The following is a 16,803-nucleotide window of genomic DNA, read 5'->3' on the forward strand; positions in this document are numbered from 1 at the left end:
CTGTTTATGTCGCTATCTATGTCGCAAGCCTCCACTAGGGTAGATACTCATACCAACACTCACGCCTTAGCATCAGACCATCAAAAAAACGCTGGCATCGTTATTATCGGGGCGGGCATGGCAGGCAGTCGTTTTGCCATTGAGCTTGCTCGCACGCAATCAAATGATGACACCGCCCGTTTGCCAATTACGTTAATCAGTAAAGAGCCACACGTGGGCTATAACCGAATTATGTTGTCACCCGTATTGGCTGGCGACACAGCGTTTAAAGATACTTATTTATATGATAACTCAGAGTATGAGCAGCTGGGTATTACTGTGTTGTCTGGGGTTGCGGTAGAGGCAATAGATACCAGGCACCAGTGTATTGAGCTAGATGATGGGCAAACATTCAATTATGCCAAGGTAGTAATGGCCACAGGGTCAACTGCCCGAGTCATTCCGTTCCCCAATCACACGGCTAAAGGCGTGCATGTGTTTCGAGACCTTGCTGATGTGACCGCTCTGATGGACTATGCTAGCCAAGGAAAAACGGGGTTGGTGATTGGCGGTGGCGTACTGGGATTGGAGGCTGCCTGCGCATTGGCGGCACAGGGCGCGAGCATGACGGTCATTCATATGGACGGTTATGTACTCAATCGCCAATTAGACCTGTCAGCTGCCGAGCTTCTGCAAGCTGAGCTCAGTCGCCGAGGGGTTGGTCTCACGGTTTCTGCCCATACTGAGGCCATCGAGATGAATGATGCAGGAGAAGTATGCGGATTATCTTTAAAGGACGGGCGCATGCTAGCGGCCGATTTTATCGTGATGGCAGTGGGTGTGATACCCAATACAGCGCTTGCCAAACAAAGCGGGATCGAGGTTAATCGCGGTATTGTGGTCGATGATTTTATGCATACCAGTTGTCCCAATGTTTATGCCATTGGTGAGTGTATAGAGCGAGAGGGCGAGCTATTTGGAATGGTGGCGCCGGTCAATCAGCAGGTAGATACATTGGTCACGGTTTTAAAAGATGACTTGATAGAAAACGATATAAATGTGATAGGCAATAAAGCTGCCGTACCAGATCACTGGGTTCCTTTTGTGAGTAAACCGCTGTCATTAAAATTAAAAGTATCTGGTATGTCTGCATTTTCTGCAGGGCAAATTGCTTTCGATGATGACGCTGCCGACTCTATTGAGACTCTCGTATATCGTCAGCCTGAATTAAACCATTATCACTGTCTGTACCTCAAAGAAAACAAACTCATTGGTGCTGTGCTTTATGGGGACACCAGCGATGGCAGCTTTTATAGCCAGTTGATTATAGATAACATTGATATTACGCCTATCAAAGACACACTCATATTTGGCGAGGCATATTGTCATTTGGATGAAATCACGCTTAACAATTCGCTAACTACGGAAGTAGATATAGAATTTAATGAGACAGAGAGGAACGTCGATCATCATAAAGCGGCTGAACTGTTAGAGGATGCATTATGAATAACGCTACCGCCAATGAATCTGCTGCTAGCAAAGTAGTGCCAGCTAATAAATCGGACAACCTGCCTAATAGCGTGCAAAAAGCAACAGGCCGAGTCATTGAGACACATGACATAAGCGCCACCAAAAATATCAAAAAAGCACCGTTGTCATCTGATGGTGATTTGATTGATAGCTCTATCACTACTATCCGCACGACGTGCCCTTATTGCGGAGTGGGATGCGGTGTTTTAGCGAGCGTAAATGAGACAGAGGTGCTGAGCGTCAAAGGAGATCCTGATCATCCTGCTAACTTTGGCAAATTGTGCTCCAAAGGGAGTGCATTGGCGCAAACACTGGGCACTGCGCGCCGCTTGACCGAGCCATATTATCAAAACAAGCAAGCAGTCATGCAACAGCATCAGCCTATGCAATTGGGTAATGATTTCAATGCCAAAGACCTATCTGACAAGCCACTTGTAAATCAGACAGACTGGGACACCGTTTTAGATGACGTGGCCAGTCGTTTAAATGACACTATCGCCAAACACGGGCGAGACAGCATTATGTTTTATGTCTCAGGTCAATTGCTGACTGAAGACTATTACGTGGCTAACAAATTTATAAAAGGGTTTATCGGTAATAACAACATCGACTCCAACTCTCGGCTGTGTATGTCATCTGCAGTAGCCGGGCACAAACGCGCGTTTGGCGCAGACCTTGTGCCGGGTAATTACGAGGATTTGGAGGCTTGTGATTTATTGGTACTGGTAGGCTCTAATATGGCGTGGTGCCATCCTATTTTGTTTGGTCGATTTTTAGCAGCCAAAAAAACCAATCCTAATAAAAAACTGATTGTGATAGACCCACGCCATACGGACTCTTGTGAATTTGCCGATTTGCATTTGCCAATTGCTGCGGGCACGGATACACATTTATATAATGGGTTGCTGCATTACCTAGATCAGCAGGGTTGCCAAGATGATGAATATGTTAGCCAAAGCTTGGGCGTTGATGATGCGGTGAATACGGCCAAAGCATGGAGTATCGATGAAGTTGCCAGTGCCTGTCAAGTGTCTGCGGATAGTATCCGCCAGTTCTATGAATGCGTTGCCGCCACTGATAAAACAGTTACTGCCTTTAGTATGGGCGTCAATCAATCACAAAGCGGAACTGATAAGGTCAACGCCATTATCAACACCCATTTGTTCACAGGGCGTGTGGGCAAAGTAGGGGCCAGTCCGTTTTCACTCACTGGACAGCCTAATGCAATGGGTGGACGAGAAGTAGGCGCCCTTGCTAATCTGTTGGCGGCGCATTTAGAACTAGACAATGCTGATCATCGTCAGCTCGTAGCAGACTTTTGGCAGTCGCCTCAGGCTATCTCCCCAAATGTAGGTGTCAAAGCCTGCGATGCTGCTGCTGCCATATTGGATGGTCGTATCAAGGCCATTTGGATTATGGCCACCAACCCTGTGGTCAGCTTGCCAGATGCGGATAATTTTCGCCAAGCGCTTGCTGAATGTGATTTGGTGATTGTTTCTGACTGCTCGGTAGACAGTGATACGGTGAAGTGTGCCGATATTGTATTGCCTGCTCAGGGGTGGGGTGAAAAATCTGGAACGGTCACCAATTCTGAACGGCGCATCTCTCGTCAGCGGAAATTAATGCCTGCACCAGGGCTTGCCAAACCAGATTGGTGGATACTGTCTCAAGTTGCCATACGCATGGGATTAACGGGGTTTGATTACCAACATCCTAGCGAGATATTTAACGAACATGTGGCATTGACTGCTTATGGTAATACACATAATCAAAGCGTATCTCATTCCAATAAGACCTATCCTCGCTACCTGAATCTTAGCAAAGACTTGTCTGCTCTAATAACAGATGAGATGCCAACCGATAAATCTGCTCACCAATATATTAGCCAACATGTTAATCATAAAGGCAATCAAACATATCAGCCAATCGTACTCAGTCAGCAAGCATACGAAGAGATGTTACCGTTTCAATGGGGTGGTACGCGTATCTCCATGATTGATAAGATAAAACCTTTAGAAAATGAGATTATTAATTCCGCTGCTACTGTTACCAAGTCACAGTTAATCGCTATTACGCCCTCTGATGAAGCGAGTACGGCCAATGGGCATCGACGTCAAAGAAGGCAGAAACCCCAACTGATTGGTGAGCATCGACCACTCTCTAAACGTGAGTTTGAGCATAATAATCAATCTGAAAGCCAGGTGGTTCATGTACGCCTGATTACGGGCAGACTGCGTGATCAATGGCATACCATGACTCGCACTGGCCTTGCACCGCAGTTAAATCAACATCAGCCAATACCGACACTGACCATACATCCTAATGATGCACGGCAACTGGGTATTCAAGACAACGACTTTGTACAACTGCATCGTAGGTATGAAAACTACAAAAAGTATGAAAAGTATGAAAGCTATGAGAATGGCATGGCGAGTAATGGCATAGTCAATGATACCGTGATGAGTACGGCTAGGGATGGCAACGAGTCAGAGAGTACCGTGATGGCGCAAGTTGCCATTAGCGATACGTTGCGCGTTGGTGATGCATTTATGCCCATGCATTGGAGCAATGCTTTTGCTAGCTTCGCCCGAGTAGGCCCTCTTATTCCAACAGTCGTCGATCCGCATTCAGGGCAGCCAGAGCTCAAAAATACGGCGATTAGTGTCACGCCCGTTCCTATGCAATCATTTGGTAAGATTTTGGTGCATCCTGAATGGCAAGATGCCGTTATAGTGCAACTACGTACTATTTTGGCCAATTTTTCTGCCAAAGCGTCAGAGAAAGAATTGTCTAAAATAAAATACGAGGCACGTTCAAAGAATATTTTACCAGAGGAGCTACCTGCACTTACTTGGAGTTTGAGTCATCAGAATAACAGTATATTGATCAATCTCGCTAGTCCAATGGATGAGGCTAGCAGTACCTTAGCGTGCCCCGAGTTTTGGCAGCAGTTTATAGCGTCTATACAATCATTATCAGAGTCAAATTGTCAAAAGCGTGTCATGCATACGGCGTTTACGGTCGATAATGTACAGAATCAATTACGTTTTATTGTGACGCATGCTGCGCCTGAGATAGACTCAAATAACACTGCTATAGTTAGTCAAGTATCAGATGATGAAAGGCCTAGTACACAACTGATCATGGCTGTTTATGTTGCTCCAACGCAAACGCAATTACCGAGTGTACATTGGCTCGATAGCTGCTTTACGGATACCAGCCAAATACCTGTCAAACAACGATATAAGTGGTTGCTCGCGGGACGGCCTGCCAGTGGGTATGTTGATCCAGGACCCTTGGTATGCTCATGTATGTCGGTTGGAAAAAACACTATTCTCAACGCTATCACACAGCAGGGTTGTACTAGTGCGACGGCAGTGGGCAAGCAGTGCCGGGCAGGTACCAATTGTGGATCTTGTGTGGGGCAAATCAACGCATTAATCGCAGAATGCGCCGCATTGGCGCAAGCTTAAATGATGGTATGGCACGTCGCTTGCAACCGTTTATATGCAACTACCGGTTGAGTGTTGTGTTATGAACAATAAGCCATTGTAGAGTAGGGATTTATTGACAACTTTGCTTTTGGTTGCCCATTTTGCTGTATTCACGCTGTTATTAGGAGTCACCATCATGACCAATATATCTGCCGCTATCTCAACGCATGAGGCCTATCCACTAATGGGTCAATACGGCACAGAAAACGTGCAAACTGGCAACAAAAGAGGCACTGTGCATCTGATTGGTGCAGGATCTGGTGACCCTGAGCTATTAACCTTAAAAGCGTGGCGGGTGATGCAGCGTGCAGAGGTAGTGTTGTATGACAGCCTGGTGTCTGAGGATGTTTTGGATATGTGCGCGAGCACGGCTGAAAAAATATTCGTTGGTAAGCGCCGCGCCAACCATGCATTGCCACAAGAGAGCATTAATGAGCTACTGGTCAAACACGCGCTGGCAGGTAAAATGGTGGTTCGTCTAAAAGGTGGCGATCCTTTTATTTTTGGGCGCGGCGGCGAAGAGCTGCAGGAAGTGGTGCGTCATGGCATTCATTTTGAGACTATTCCAGGTATTACTGCCGCAAGTGCCGCTGCTAGCCGTACAGGAATTCCACTAACGCACCGTGACCATGCTCAATCGGTCAAGTTTGTCACTGCTTGCAAAAAAAATGGCGCGCCCAATAATGATTATAGTGAGCTAATGGACAGCAGCCAGACAGTTGTGTTTTACATGGGTTTGCACCGTTTGCATGAGATGACACAAGGGTTGATAGCAAGTGGACGCGACAGCGAAACGCCTTTTGCTATCATTAGTCATGCCAGTATGCCAACGCAGCAAGTACTTATCGGCACATTAAGTGATATCGCTGATCAGCAAGCTGAAGCAAAACTGCCAACCCCTGCACTTTTAATCATGGGTGATGTGGTTACTTTATATCATGAGTTTGCAGACTATAATCTTGGCGCCATGGGTAAAGGTGAGTTTATTGATGTTGATAAAGTGATAAGCAGTAATGAGTTAATACCCAATTTGGAGAGTATTGCGTAGGATAACTACTTTTAAGAAACTGTTATTTTAAGAAACTGTTACTAAGGTGATTATGTGCACCCGTCTAGAATCTTGCGTAGGACTATGTTTAGTCTAGATAATACTTACATCAAGTTTAAGAGTGTTCGATGTCGTTTCAAAGTTGGATATAGCTAAGTCAATTATTATATATTTCGTAATTGCTCGATTAACCAACGATGTATGCCACTGTCAGCAGTACGTGGATGCCATGCTGCTATGACCTTAAAAGTAGGCGGCAATGCTTCCACCTCAAGTTCTTTGACCTTACTGCTTGGCAATAATCGCGAAGGATAAAACGCAATCATGTCAGTCGTGTGCAAAATATCTGGTACAGCCGAAAAGCTAGGAACCGACATCACAATATTTCGTTTTAGACCTTTTTCTGCAAACCATTGATCATGAGAGCCACGTAAATTAGCACGCGAAGGTGACACGACGAGCTGCGCGTGTGCAGCCACTTGCGCTAGCGTTAATGGTTCTATTGGAGGTTTATTTTCACAACCCGTCACGCATAAATGTTGTTCTTCAAATAAAGTCACATACGATAAGTTATCTGGGATAAATTCAGGAAAGGTAATCAACAAATCAAGCTCACCTGCTGCTATCAGCTGATTGATATTGTCCGAGGCAAAATCACGGACGATCAGCTTCAGATCAGGTGCGTCGCGTCGCGTAATATTAAACAATTGCGGTAATAATGCCTGCGTCGCATAGTCAGTCGCACTAATTGTAAAGACGCCTTTATATGTGTGCGGCATAAAAATCTCTGGCTCTAACAAATCTTCCAACTGCTTTAATATATGGTCAATAGGTTGCTGCATCGATAGCGCCTTTGGTGTTGCCACCATGCTATTGCCTTGACGAATAAACAGGCGATCATCAAACACCTCACGTAACTTACGCAACTGCTCACTGATGGCTTGTTGGGTCAGCCCCATTTTGCGTGCGACTTGTGACAGGTTTTTTAGATCAAGTAACGCCTTTAATACTCTAAGCTGCTTAATATCGAGCCGATTCATTCCATTCATAATGAGTACCATTAATAGTTGTATCTTAAACAATAATTGGTTGTTTCTAATTGTACCTTTAAAACGCTATGCTGACCAACATTGCTTAAGTAGCCACTAAATGAGCTATTAAGCATCAAAACAGGCTCAATACATTCAATAATAAGCCATCAGCTGCTTTAAAAGAGACACTTATGACACAAACCACTCTAAATACAAAGATATTATTTTCATCTGTAGCACTTGGGCCTTATACGCTCAAAAACCGCATCGTAATGCCGCCATTGACACGCTCTCGTAGCACGCAACCTGACAATATTCCTAATGACTTAATGGCCAGCTATTATGCACAGCGTGCGTCAGCAGGCTTTATGGTGACGGAAGGTACGCAGATTGAGCCAAGAGGCCAAGGCTATGCTTGGACGCCAGGTATTCATTCACCAGCCCAAGTGGAAGGCTGGAAAAAAGTCACGCAAGCAGTACATGACAAAGGCGGTATTATTTTTGCTCAGCTTTGGCATGTAGGGCGTGTGTCGCACACCAGCTTGCAGCCTAACGGTGCTCAGCCGGTAGGGCCTTCTGATATTACCGCTGATAACGTAAAAGTCTTCATCGAAACAGGTCCGGGTGAAGGAGCATTGGCTGATCCAAGTGAGCCACGAGCTCTTAGTACTGATGAGGTTGGTGAACTGGTAACGATGTATGCGGCAGCTGCGCGCAATGCATTGGAGGCAGGTTTTGATGGGGTAGAGCTACATTGTGCTAATGGCTATTTGGTCAATCAGTTTATCTCTGAACATAGCAACACACGTGATGATCAATATGGTGGGTCGTTAACCAATCGTCTGCGTTTCTTAAAAGAAATCGTGGCTGCTGTCAGTGAAGTGGTGGGTGCTGATCGTTTAGGCGTACGCTTTGCGCCTTTGTTTGCGAGTACGGATGAGACACGCGTGTATTTAGGATTGGTAGAGTCAGATCCTCATCATACGTATATTGAAGCGATTAAAGTCCTTGAGCAAGCGGGTATTGCTTATTTGTCCATTGCAGAAGCTGATTGGGATAATGCGCCTGATTTACCAGACACTTTTTATCAAGCAGTCAGAGAAGAGTTTTCAGGCCGTATTATTTATGCTGGCAAGTACACGGTACAAAAAGCTGTGAACATTTTAGAAAAAGGCTACGGTGATTTATTCGCGTTTGGTCGTCCTTTTATCGCCAATCCTGATCTGCCAGAGCGTATTGCCAATAACTGGCCATTGAATGAAGTAGATCCTACCACGATGTATGGTGGTACTGATGTGGGCTACAGTGATTATCCTTACTATCAAGAATAGCAAAGTACATAAACAGTGACTGAGATAAGGCCATTAATACTAATGGCCTTATTTTCATTTATAAATTTGTGACTTGTTGGATATTCACAGACAGTCAATCTTTAAGCGACAATTATTGTTTTTGTCGCTTAAAGGTTTTTCTTTTATCGTTTTATCAATAGGTAGTAGGCAATGAATCAGAATTCCAAAGACAGACTTATACGCATATTGATAGGATATGTCGGACTTTATCCAACGCTCCTAATCGTATTGACGTTATTGAAGCCTGTGACCCAAGGATTAAGCCTGCCAGTGGTGGTATTAATTGAAACGATAATACTTGTTCCACTGACACAGTTGGTGTCTTTCCCACTAGCAGGCTGGGTCATTGAGCGTCTGAGCAGAAAAAAGTAATCGCTTTTCGCAGCGTTCACTGGTACACCATTCTCTTATTCAAGCTCATCAATCAACTGCTTCATCTCAGAGATTTCACGCTTTTGTGCTTTTATAATATCATCAGCAAGCTTTTGTACACGCGGATCTTCAATATCAGCGCGACTACTGGTGAGAATGGCAATCGAGTGATGCGGTATCATCGCCTGCATCCAATCGACTTGATCGACAGTCCCTTGAGATCTAACGCCCCAAATACCAACTACAAACATCAATACACTTAGACCATAGATCATCAAATTGACCTTGGTCTTCTTATACATATTGGTCATAAATGCCAACATGACGACTGCCATACCGGCACCCATGTATAGCGCCATATAAGCTCGGGTTTCACTAAAGTAAATGTGATCCCACTGGTAGGTATTGAAGTACATCATGATATACATGATGACAGTCGATGTCAGAATCATTAAGGTAAATTTTACATAAGGGTTCATATTTTTTTGCTTAGCAGCTTCCATGATATGACCTCCATTGTTTTGTTAAATTAAAATGGGTAGACAGTTAAAACCAGAATTTAACCCCCGCAGTCAAACTACTGCTATCAACTGATTCATTTTCTTGACGTCGTTGGCCACGAGCCTTGCCAAGCGCTGTCTCATAACTAACACCTACATAAGGAGCTAGCTGGCGACTGAATGTCTCGTAAGTCAGCCTGACCTCAGTTTCCATCTCATTAAAGCCTTTGGTAATACCATTATCATGGTCATCTTTACTAAAGGCAGTCAGTCCAACCTCCGGTATGACTACCCAATGCTGATCCAAACGCCATTCGTACTCTGCGCCCAGATCAAGACGAAGTTGACCATCGGTATATAAGTAGGCTCTCGCATCCGTTTCGATAAAATAAGGCGCGGTACCGACAATACCTGCCATTATGGCAGCGTTATCGTTTTCAGTATCGTAAGCGACACCAGCTTCACCATTCCAGAAAATGCTCAGTGGTTTCCAATAAGCAAGGGAGCTTAAGCTATCGATTTCTCTATCATCTTTAGTATGAGCACTACCTTCCGTGCGTAGTCTTATACGATTGCTATCAGTACCATACCAACCCGTCGCCTCAAAGTTGATTTGGTCTTCATCAAACTGATAGCCAAAGTCGTCTACTGACACTCCCCATAATGGCATGCTGCCCATCATCATTGGCTTACCATACTGTCCGTAGGGAACCCCATTTGAATAGTCTGGACTGCGAGTATCGGCTGGTGGCTGCCCACCTTGCATACCAGACATATCCATGCCACTGTGATCCATACCAGACATATCACCTGACATATCCATACCGCTATGATCCATACCAGACATATCGCCCGACATATCCATGCTGCTATGAGCCATATCAGACATATCGCCTGACATATCCATGCCGCTGTGATCCATATCAGACATCTCAGCAGCTGTTGCAAAAGATGACGTGAGCAAGACTAGCGATGACAAACCAATGAATGGCAGATTCTTCTTAAATATTTTCATAATAAGCCTCATATTTGAAGGTTTGTTAAACAACGGCAACTTCTCGGAACATACCGGCTTCCATGTGATACAGCAGATGACAGTGCCATGCCCATCGTCCAACTTCTCCCGTCACATCGAAACTAATCTTTTGCGCTGGCTGCACCACAATCGTATGTTTACGTACTTGAAAGTCTCCAGATGGCGTGCGCAAGTCACTCCACATACCATGCAGATGCATAGGATGGTTCATCATCGTGTCATTAACTAAGGTGATACGCACGCGCTCGTTAGGCTTAATATTGACAGGCGTTGCAGCCTTAAACATGACACCATCTAACGCCCAAATATAGCGCTCCATGTTACCCGTTAAATGTAGCTCGATCTCTCTAGTAGGCTTGCGCTGCTCCGCAAATATAGCCTCATCGACAGAGCGCAGCTGACTATAATTCAGCACGTCACGATTGATATTGCGCAGGTTAATACCGGGATCATCGAGGTTCATACGTGGACTGTCGACACGCATATCAGATTTAAAGTCATACTCGGTCTTAGCATGCTTTGCTTTGTAGCCTTTATCACCCATCGCACCCATCATATCGGCCATGGTTAGCCATTCGATCTTGTCCATAGCCGGTATGGCAGCTCGCGCGCCTTTTTTGGTCGCAAGCGTGGTCGCGACATAGCCTGAACGATCGATGTTTTGGGCAAATATCGTATGTGCGTCTTGAGTAGGCGTGACGATGACATCATAGGTCTCAGCCACGCCAATGCGGAAATCATCAATCGCAACAGGTGCGACATCAATACCATCTGTTGCTACCACCGTCATTTTGAGACCCGGTATACGCACATCGAATATCGTCTGTGCTGAAGCATTGATAAAGCGTAATTTAACGGGCTGTCCTGCTTTTACTAGTTGTGTCCAATTAGCCGCTGTGGTTTTACCATTCATCAGATAGGTAAAGGTCTTTTCGCCAGATAAATCAGTAAAATCCGTCGGCATCATGCGCATCTGATTCCACATTTTGCGCTTGTCATAAGCAGCTTCTAAATCTGTTGCGGCAATATCAGACAATAGTTTTTTGAAATCCGGCAAATGATAGTTATCAAAGTCAGCGCGCTGTTTGAGCAACTTCAAGAGATTGTGCGGATCGCGGTGCGTCCAATCACTCAGCACGATTACATGGTCTTCCTCGATTGGATGACGCTCACGGCCTTTGGGTTCAATGACGATAGCACCAAGCATACCGGTTTGCTCTTGGAAACCACTGTGTGAGTGATACCAATAGGTGCCTGATTGTTTAAGTTTGAATTTATAAGTAAAGGTGCTATTTGCAGGAATGCCATCGAAACTGATACCTGGTACGCCATCCATCTCAAAAGGTACGAGCAAGCCATGCCAATGGATAGAGGTTGACTCATTCATCTGATTATGAACACGAATGGTTACTGTATCGCCTTCACGCATCTTTAGCGTTGGCGCTGGTAATGAGTCATTGATGAGGGTTGCCATACTCGACTTGCCATTGACAGTGACAGGCTTCTTGCTGACATACAGGTCAAACTCATTACCGGTTAGGATAGGTACGATATGGTCAGATTTATCACTGTTGACGGCTACATTCTGCTGGCCTTTACCGAGCGCACTATTGGCAATAGACGGTAGGGTGGACAGCATGGATGCCCCTAACAAGGTAGAAGATCCTGTCAAAAAACGCCTGCGGTTAAGCATAGTTTTGTTCATAATTATTCACCTGATTTATATCTATAAAGTGAGAGTTGAGTCTGTATGTTTATCAGCTAAGCCTATGTCTTTAGCCGCTTATTAACAGAGCTGGATAAGCTATTTAAACGACAACCAAGCTAGATTTGCTGCTGCGGTGTGTCAATACTTGCATAAATAGCTGTTGAGCCATCTTTGTTAAGCTGCATCACTTTATATGGCATAAATTTATCTTGGTATTCCATACCAGGGCTACCGACTGGCATGCTCGGTACGGCAAGTCCGATCGCATCACTTGGCGGGTTTTTTAGGAACTGCGCCATATACTTAGCAGGGACATGACCTTCGAAAACGTAGCCATCGGTAGTAACGGTGGTATGGCAAGAGCGCATTTGCTGCGGTACGCTGTATCGCTCTTTAAATAAGGATACGTCTTCGACATTCTGTGCGGTTGCGTTTAGACCATGACCTTCGGCATAACCAACCCATTCTTTGCAGCAGCCACAATTGGCATCTTTATAGACGGTGGCTGAGATGTTTTTTAGGATAGTTGATTGGGTATCTGAAGGAGCGCTGATAGGTGTCGTTTCAGCTGTTGGTTGCTCCGTGTGCGTAGTTTGCACGTTTTGCGTAGCAATAGTTGGCTCAGTCGCTGGTGTTGAGTCAGCAGCAGCGGAATTAGGTTGACTACAAGCGGCAATCGTTAACGATAATGGCAATACCACGATCGCCGAGAGCACACGGCCAGATATCTGATGATGTTCATTAATAAATCTATTGGTATAGCGTCTCATAAAACCACTCCCGAGCGTCTGTCTGACGATTAAATATTATAAAAATTAGAGCCAAATCACTGGATAAAATAGCACTGGATAAAATAGTACTAGTAAAGCTTAAAACTCAAATCGAAAAAAGCAGCACTATTGAGCACTGCATTTTGTACAAAAAATCAATGTTGCATGTCGGATCCATCACCTGACATATCCATCTCACCATCAAATGACATATCCAACATACTATCGTCTAACCGAGTCGTTAGCATGGTGTACTGGTTTTCATTTAGGTCAGGTAACGATCTAATAAAAGCGACCATCGCCCACATCCTGTCATCATCGTGAGTAGCGCCCCAAGCGGGCATGCCAGACGCCATAATGCCATGTTTAATCGCCCAAAAGCTTTGTCTGGCACCAGCTTCGGTTTGATAGCGCTTAACGATATCCGCCTCGGTAAAATTAGGAGGCTTTGGGTACATACCGCTATTTAAATCTGTGCTGTTGACGCCGGGAGACAAATGACAGCCTGCACACATATCTTTGTAATCTGCACCGCCCGAGCTGATCATTTCCGCCTTCTTTAAATTGGGAACCAAAATATTCTTACTGGCATGTTCAATCGAGCGTGTGCGGGCAGTTTCTAAAAAATCGTAAACCAGCGGACTATGAGCTCGATCAGCACCGATATTTATCATGCCACTAGTCACCGTAATAAAAATACCCGTAATAGCGACAAAGACAGTAAAAAGTATTCCTAACAAGAACTTCATAGGTTTGTCCTAAAAATCCATTTTCTTTAATATCCCATTACTGCTTGATCAGCTTCTCTGACAATATAGTCAAGTCTATATAAATCCGCTACAGCGTCATCCTCGCTAAGCATACTAATGTATAACTTACACTCGGTTTCCTTGTATCGAAATTATATTGAACTGACTATAGTATTGAACTTATAAATTGATGTTTAAGAGTCGCTATCGCTGCTCACACAGTGCTTTTGGTACATCGCTTTCATTTTGCTCATGTTGGCCATCATGGCTTTCATAGCAGGATCATTCATATCCATTTTGCTATGATCCATTTTTTGCATCATCTGCATATGCTTTTGCATTTTCTCACAGTTCATTTGGTCTTTTTCAGCATGCATTTTTGGGTCATGTGCCAAAGCAGAGGTTGAAACAACTAAAGCTATAGCAGTTGCTACGATTGATTTAGACAGTGGCATTGATTTGAGCAGTGGCATTGGTTTGAGCAGTGGCATTGATTTGAATAGTGACATGGTAAATCCTTATTTGATTTAGTATGTAGTCGAAAAGACTTTAAGATATTAAGTTACTTTAAAGCATACTTTAGTGGTTCTGACAGAGAGATGACGGTAAGATTACAATTCTGTCATCTTGAGATTTTTTGATGTTCAAAGTGGGGTTATGCTTTACTATGCTAGGTAAGCGTGAAAGGTATATGGGAAGCTATTATGAAAGTACTGCTGGTAGAAGATGAATTGAAGCTTGGCGAGTATATAAAAAAAGGCTTAACCGAGGCTGGGTTTATCGTGGATCATCAGCTAACAGGATTAGACGGCTATCATGCATTGATGACGGAAGAATTTAGTGTGATATTGATGGATGTGATGCTGCCTGATGTTAGTGGCTTTGAGCTGGTGCGTAATTACCGAGCGGCTGGCAAGCATACACCTGTGTTATTTCTAACCGCAAAAGATGACTTAAGTGACAAGATAAAAGGGATTGAGATTGGTGGTGATGATTATTTGACCAAGCCTTTTGCCTTTGCAGAATTGATCGTCAGGATGAAAAGCTTATTACGACGTGCCAATCAAGCCGACTATCAAAGTACGATTATGCAAATAGCGGATCTCAAGATGGACATTGGCAAGCGTACGGTGCATAGAGGAGATAAGCCTATTAAGCTCACGGCAAAAGAGTTTTCCTTATTACAGTTTTTATTAGAGCGCCGCGGTGAAGTGCTTCCACGCTCAATCATCGCCTCTCAAGTATGGGATATGAACTTCGAAAATGATACCAATGTGATTGATGTGGCGATAAGGCGTCTTCGTATAAAAATAGACGATGATCATGATGCAAAGCTGATTCATACAGTGCGCGGGATGGGCTATCGGTTAGAAGCTGTCGATACGGCGCTTGATAGCAAACCATCTCACGAAGCTGGCAATGTCTAATATGAAATATAGGTTTGATAATCGGCGCTTGCCACTATTATGGCGTACTGTGTTGTTGCTCACGATATTTGTTGTTATATCGCAGGTTATTATTTATATATGGATACAGCGTTCTGTTAAAGGCCATTTTGAGCAAATGGATGCTGAGATTATGACCCATGCGGCTTTTAATCTACGTAAACGATTTATAGAACCTAGTAGCCCTATAACTTCTCAAACCCTACCTAGCTCTCAAAATCCATTGAATAGTCAACAGCCGCGAAGAGCGGCATCTGACGTAATGCCTGATGGAGATACTTCTACCGCAGCGATATCAGATGAAGCTGATCATCAGCATTCTTCTTGGCTGGATTACGATCTAAAAACCATTATCGCTAATAAAGAAGGGCAGATACTGTCTAGTACCCCCAATAACTTTGCTCAAGAGCTAGGGGAAGGGTTTAATCTGTCATCACTGAAACAAAATAATGATAAGCAACAGTTTGTGATGAATATCAACAGCCGATACTATCGAGCAATGGTCATTGAAGACGACAAAATGCTTGCGCTTATCGCACTGCCTATAGATGTGCATCATCAGTATTTATTACAGTTCAATCGACAGCTTAGTATGATTTTGTTCGCGATTACCTTGTTGCTTGTCTCAGTAGCGGCATTGGGTGTGTACTGGGGTTTTGCACCTTTGGCGACCATCGTCCAAAAAATGAAAAGAATGAATCCTGACAAATTGGATGACAGAGTCACGGTCAGTGATATGCCGTTAGAGCTGCGACCATTAGCAGAATCTTACAACTCAATGATGGCCAAGCTTGAAAGTAATTTTGAATCATTGTCACGGTTTTCAGACAATATCGCCCATGAGCTGCGCACTCCAATAGCGACACTCAGCACGCAAACGCAAGTCATGTTAAATAAACCGAGAGCTGGTGATGAATACATTGAGCAGCTACATCATCAGCATGACACGTTAGAGCAGCTGTCGGCCATGATAAATAATATGCTGCTGCTGGCAAAAACCCAAAAAGGATTGAGTGACTCGCAAATCAGTCATGTGGATACGGACCGTTTAATCACCAATCTCGTTGATTACTACGAAATGATTGCAGAAGACAGAGGTATCGCTATTGAAACCAAAGGTGAGTTCAGCGCTGTTTTAGGAGATAAAAGTTTATTACAAAGGCTCTTTGCTAATCTGATATCGAATGCGATTTATTATGCTGCTCAAGATAGCGTTATAACCATTAGGGCAGATAGAGTAAACTCAGATGAGATAGTGGACACAACGATAACCAGTCTTCAACAATCAAAACAAGCCGTTCTACGAATGACCATCACTAACCAATTAGATGAGCCATTGGCACAAAGTGAGGCAGATAAGTTGTTTGAGCGCTTCTATCGACATTACAAAACAATAGAGCGCCATACAGGAACAGGTTTGGGTCTATCTATCGTACAGTCTATCGTCGGGGCGCATAACGGTAACGTCAGTATTACTATAAAAGACGATGATTACTTTCAAGTGAGTGTCGAGTTATTAGCGGAGGTTTAATCTTTTAGTAGGGCGTGTCCTCATTTTAAAAATGGTGATAAAAATGAGATAAATCGCAGTCAAACAAGGAAAATAGCGCAGATAATATCGAGATATTAGTCAGCTATTTGACACCGTTTGGCAAGATTTAGCCATTTTTAACTCATTTAGATGACTATCGATTGAATTGAGGACACGCCCTAGTCAACGATAGATATTCAATCTGAATAGATAGATTTGGCAAGTGATTGCCTTGAAAACGAGCTGGTAATGACCAAG

At 44.0% G+C, this 16,803-nt stretch carries 14 protein-coding genes; 7 read left to right on the forward strand and 7 right to left on the reverse strand.

Annotated elements, in window-relative coordinates:
* Positions 1-6: 6 nt before the first annotated feature.
* The 3 genes from AK824_RS06630 to cobA all read left to right on the forward strand — a co-directional run bounded on the left by AK824_RS06630 (position 7) and on the right by cobA (position 6,051).
* Positions 7-1,485, forward strand: coding sequence for an NAD(P)/FAD-dependent oxidoreductase (locus AK824_RS06630; protein WP_227511218.1), 1,479 nt, complete (start codon positions 7-9; stop codon positions 1,483-1,485).
* Positions 1,482-4,982, forward strand: a complete 3,501-nt coding sequence (locus AK824_RS06635) for a nitrate reductase (protein WP_057760047.1) — start codon at positions 1,482-1,484, stop codon at positions 4,980-4,982. Before AK824_RS06630 ends, AK824_RS06635 begins: the two co-directional genes overlap by 4 nt.
* 205 nt (positions 4,983-5,187) lie before the next feature.
* The gene (cobA, locus tag AK824_RS06640; protein ID WP_057762478.1) at positions 5,188-6,051 is read left to right on the forward strand and encodes a uroporphyrinogen-III C-methyltransferase; all 864 of its coding nucleotides are present in this window, start codon (positions 5,188-5,190) and stop codon (positions 6,049-6,051) included.
* 164 nt (positions 6,052-6,215) lie between these two features.
* On the opposite strand, the gene AK824_RS06645 is transcribed toward cobA, so the two are convergent.
* Positions 6,216-7,100, reverse strand: a complete 885-nt coding sequence (locus AK824_RS06645) for a LysR family transcriptional regulator (RefSeq protein ID WP_057760049.1) — start codon at positions 7,098-7,100, stop codon at positions 6,216-6,218.
* 173 nt (positions 7,101-7,273) lie between these two features.
* Here AK824_RS06645 and AK824_RS06650 point away from each other — a divergent pair, with 173 nt between their 5' ends.
* Both AK824_RS06650 and AK824_RS06655 read left to right on the forward strand, forming a co-directional pair.
* A complete protein-coding gene (locus AK824_RS06650; RefSeq protein WP_057760051.1) occupies positions 7,274-8,413 on the forward strand; it encodes an alkene reductase in 1,140 nt (379 codons plus the stop codon).
* 171 nt (positions 8,414-8,584) lie between these two features.
* On the forward strand, positions 8,585-8,806 hold the full coding sequence (locus AK824_RS06655; protein ID WP_057760053.1) for a putative antibiotic biosynthesis monooxygenase: 222 nt from the start codon (positions 8,585-8,587) through the stop codon (positions 8,804-8,806).
* 35 nt (positions 8,807-8,841) lie between these two features.
* Here AK824_RS06655 and AK824_RS06660 read toward each other — a convergent pair whose 3' ends face one another.
* The 6 genes from AK824_RS06660 to AK824_RS06685 all read right to left on the reverse strand — a co-directional run bounded on the left by AK824_RS06660 (position 8,842) and on the right by AK824_RS06685 (position 14,078).
* A complete protein-coding gene (locus tag AK824_RS06660) occupies positions 8,842-9,309 on the reverse strand; it encodes a DUF305 domain-containing protein (protein ID WP_057760055.1) in 468 nt (155 codons plus the stop codon).
* Positions 9,310-9,352: 43 nt separating this feature from the next.
* The gene (locus tag AK824_RS06665) at positions 9,353-10,321 is read right to left on the reverse strand and encodes a copper resistance protein B (protein ID WP_057760056.1); all 969 of its coding nucleotides are present in this window, start codon (positions 10,319-10,321) and stop codon (positions 9,353-9,355) included.
* A 25-nt stretch (positions 10,322-10,346) separates the two neighbouring features.
* Complete coding sequence (locus tag AK824_RS06670; RefSeq protein ID WP_057760058.1) at positions 10,347-12,047, reverse strand: copper resistance system multicopper oxidase; 1,701 nt, start codon at positions 12,045-12,047, stop codon at positions 10,347-10,349.
* 119 nt (positions 12,048-12,166) lie between these two features.
* A complete protein-coding gene (locus AK824_RS06675; RefSeq protein WP_057760060.1) occupies positions 12,167-12,820 on the reverse strand; it encodes a DUF411 domain-containing protein in 654 nt (217 codons plus the stop codon).
* 155 nt (positions 12,821-12,975) lie between these two features.
* Positions 12,976-13,569, reverse strand: a complete 594-nt coding sequence (locus tag AK824_RS06680; protein ID WP_057760062.1) for a c-type cytochrome — start codon at positions 13,567-13,569, stop codon at positions 12,976-12,978.
* Between the two features lie 194 nt (positions 13,570-13,763).
* Entirely contained in the window at positions 13,764-14,078 is a 315-nt protein-coding gene (locus AK824_RS06685) for a hypothetical protein (protein ID WP_413772199.1), read from the reverse strand.
* Positions 14,079-14,273: 195 nt separating this feature from the next.
* Here AK824_RS06685 and AK824_RS06690 point away from each other — a divergent pair, with 195 nt between their 5' ends.
* Together AK824_RS06690 and AK824_RS06695 are read left to right on the forward strand one after the other, a co-directional pair.
* Complete coding sequence (locus AK824_RS06690) at positions 14,274-14,996, forward strand: heavy metal response regulator transcription factor (protein ID WP_057760064.1); 723 nt, start codon at positions 14,274-14,276, stop codon at positions 14,994-14,996.
* 1 nt (position 14,997) lies between these two features.
* On the forward strand, positions 14,998-16,545 hold the full coding sequence (locus tag AK824_RS06695) for an ATP-binding protein (RefSeq protein WP_057760066.1): 1,548 nt from the start codon (positions 14,998-15,000) through the stop codon (positions 16,543-16,545).
* Positions 16,546-16,803 lie beyond the last annotated feature (258 nt).

The sequence above is a fragment of the Psychrobacter sp. P11G3 genome (assembly GCF_001435845.1).
Classification (GTDB): Bacteria; Pseudomonadota; Gammaproteobacteria; order Pseudomonadales; family Moraxellaceae; genus Psychrobacter.

Excerpts from the sequence above, each read along its gene's own strand:
- AK824_RS06655 (WP_057760053.1), top strand. The coding sequence starts at position 8,585 with ATGAATCAGAATTCCAAAGACAGACTTATACGCATATTGATAGGATAT.
- AK824_RS06695 (WP_057760066.1), top strand. The coding sequence starts at position 14,998 with ATGAAATATAGGTTTGATAATCGGCGCTTGCCACTATTATGGCGTACT.
- AK824_RS06630 (WP_227511218.1), top strand. The coding sequence starts at position 7 with ATGTCGCTATCTATGTCGCAAGCCTCCACTAGGGTAGATACTCATACC.
- AK824_RS06660 (WP_057760055.1), bottom strand. The coding sequence starts at position 9,309 with ATGGAAGCTGCTAAGCAAAAAAATATGAACCCTTATGTAAAATTTACC.
- AK824_RS06645 (WP_057760049.1), bottom strand. The coding sequence starts at position 7,100 with ATGAATGGAATGAATCGGCTCGATATTAAGCAGCTTAGAGTATTAAAG.
- AK824_RS06670 (WP_057760058.1), bottom strand. The coding sequence starts at position 12,047 with ATGAACAAAACTATGCTTAACCGCAGGCGTTTTTTGACAGGATCTTCT.
- cobA (WP_057762478.1), top strand. The coding sequence starts at position 5,188 with ATGGGTCAATACGGCACAGAAAACGTGCAAACTGGCAACAAAAGAGGC.
- AK824_RS06635 (WP_057760047.1), top strand. The coding sequence starts at position 1,482 with ATGAATAACGCTACCGCCAATGAATCTGCTGCTAGCAAAGTAGTGCCA.
- AK824_RS06665 (WP_057760056.1), bottom strand. The coding sequence starts at position 10,321 with ATGAAAATATTTAAGAAGAATCTGCCATTCATTGGTTTGTCATCGCTA.
- AK824_RS06685 (WP_413772199.1), bottom strand. The coding sequence starts at position 14,078 with ATGTCACTATTCAAATCAATGCCACTGCTCAAACCAATGCCACTGCTC.
- AK824_RS06690 (WP_057760064.1), top strand. The coding sequence starts at position 14,274 with ATGAAAGTACTGCTGGTAGAAGATGAATTGAAGCTTGGCGAGTATATA.
- AK824_RS06650 (WP_057760051.1), top strand. The coding sequence starts at position 7,274 with ATGACACAAACCACTCTAAATACAAAGATATTATTTTCATCTGTAGCA.
- AK824_RS06680 (WP_057760062.1), bottom strand. The coding sequence starts at position 13,569 with ATGAAGTTCTTGTTAGGAATACTTTTTACTGTCTTTGTCGCTATTACG.
- AK824_RS06675 (WP_057760060.1), bottom strand. The coding sequence starts at position 12,820 with ATGAGACGCTATACCAATAGATTTATTAATGAACATCATCAGATATCT.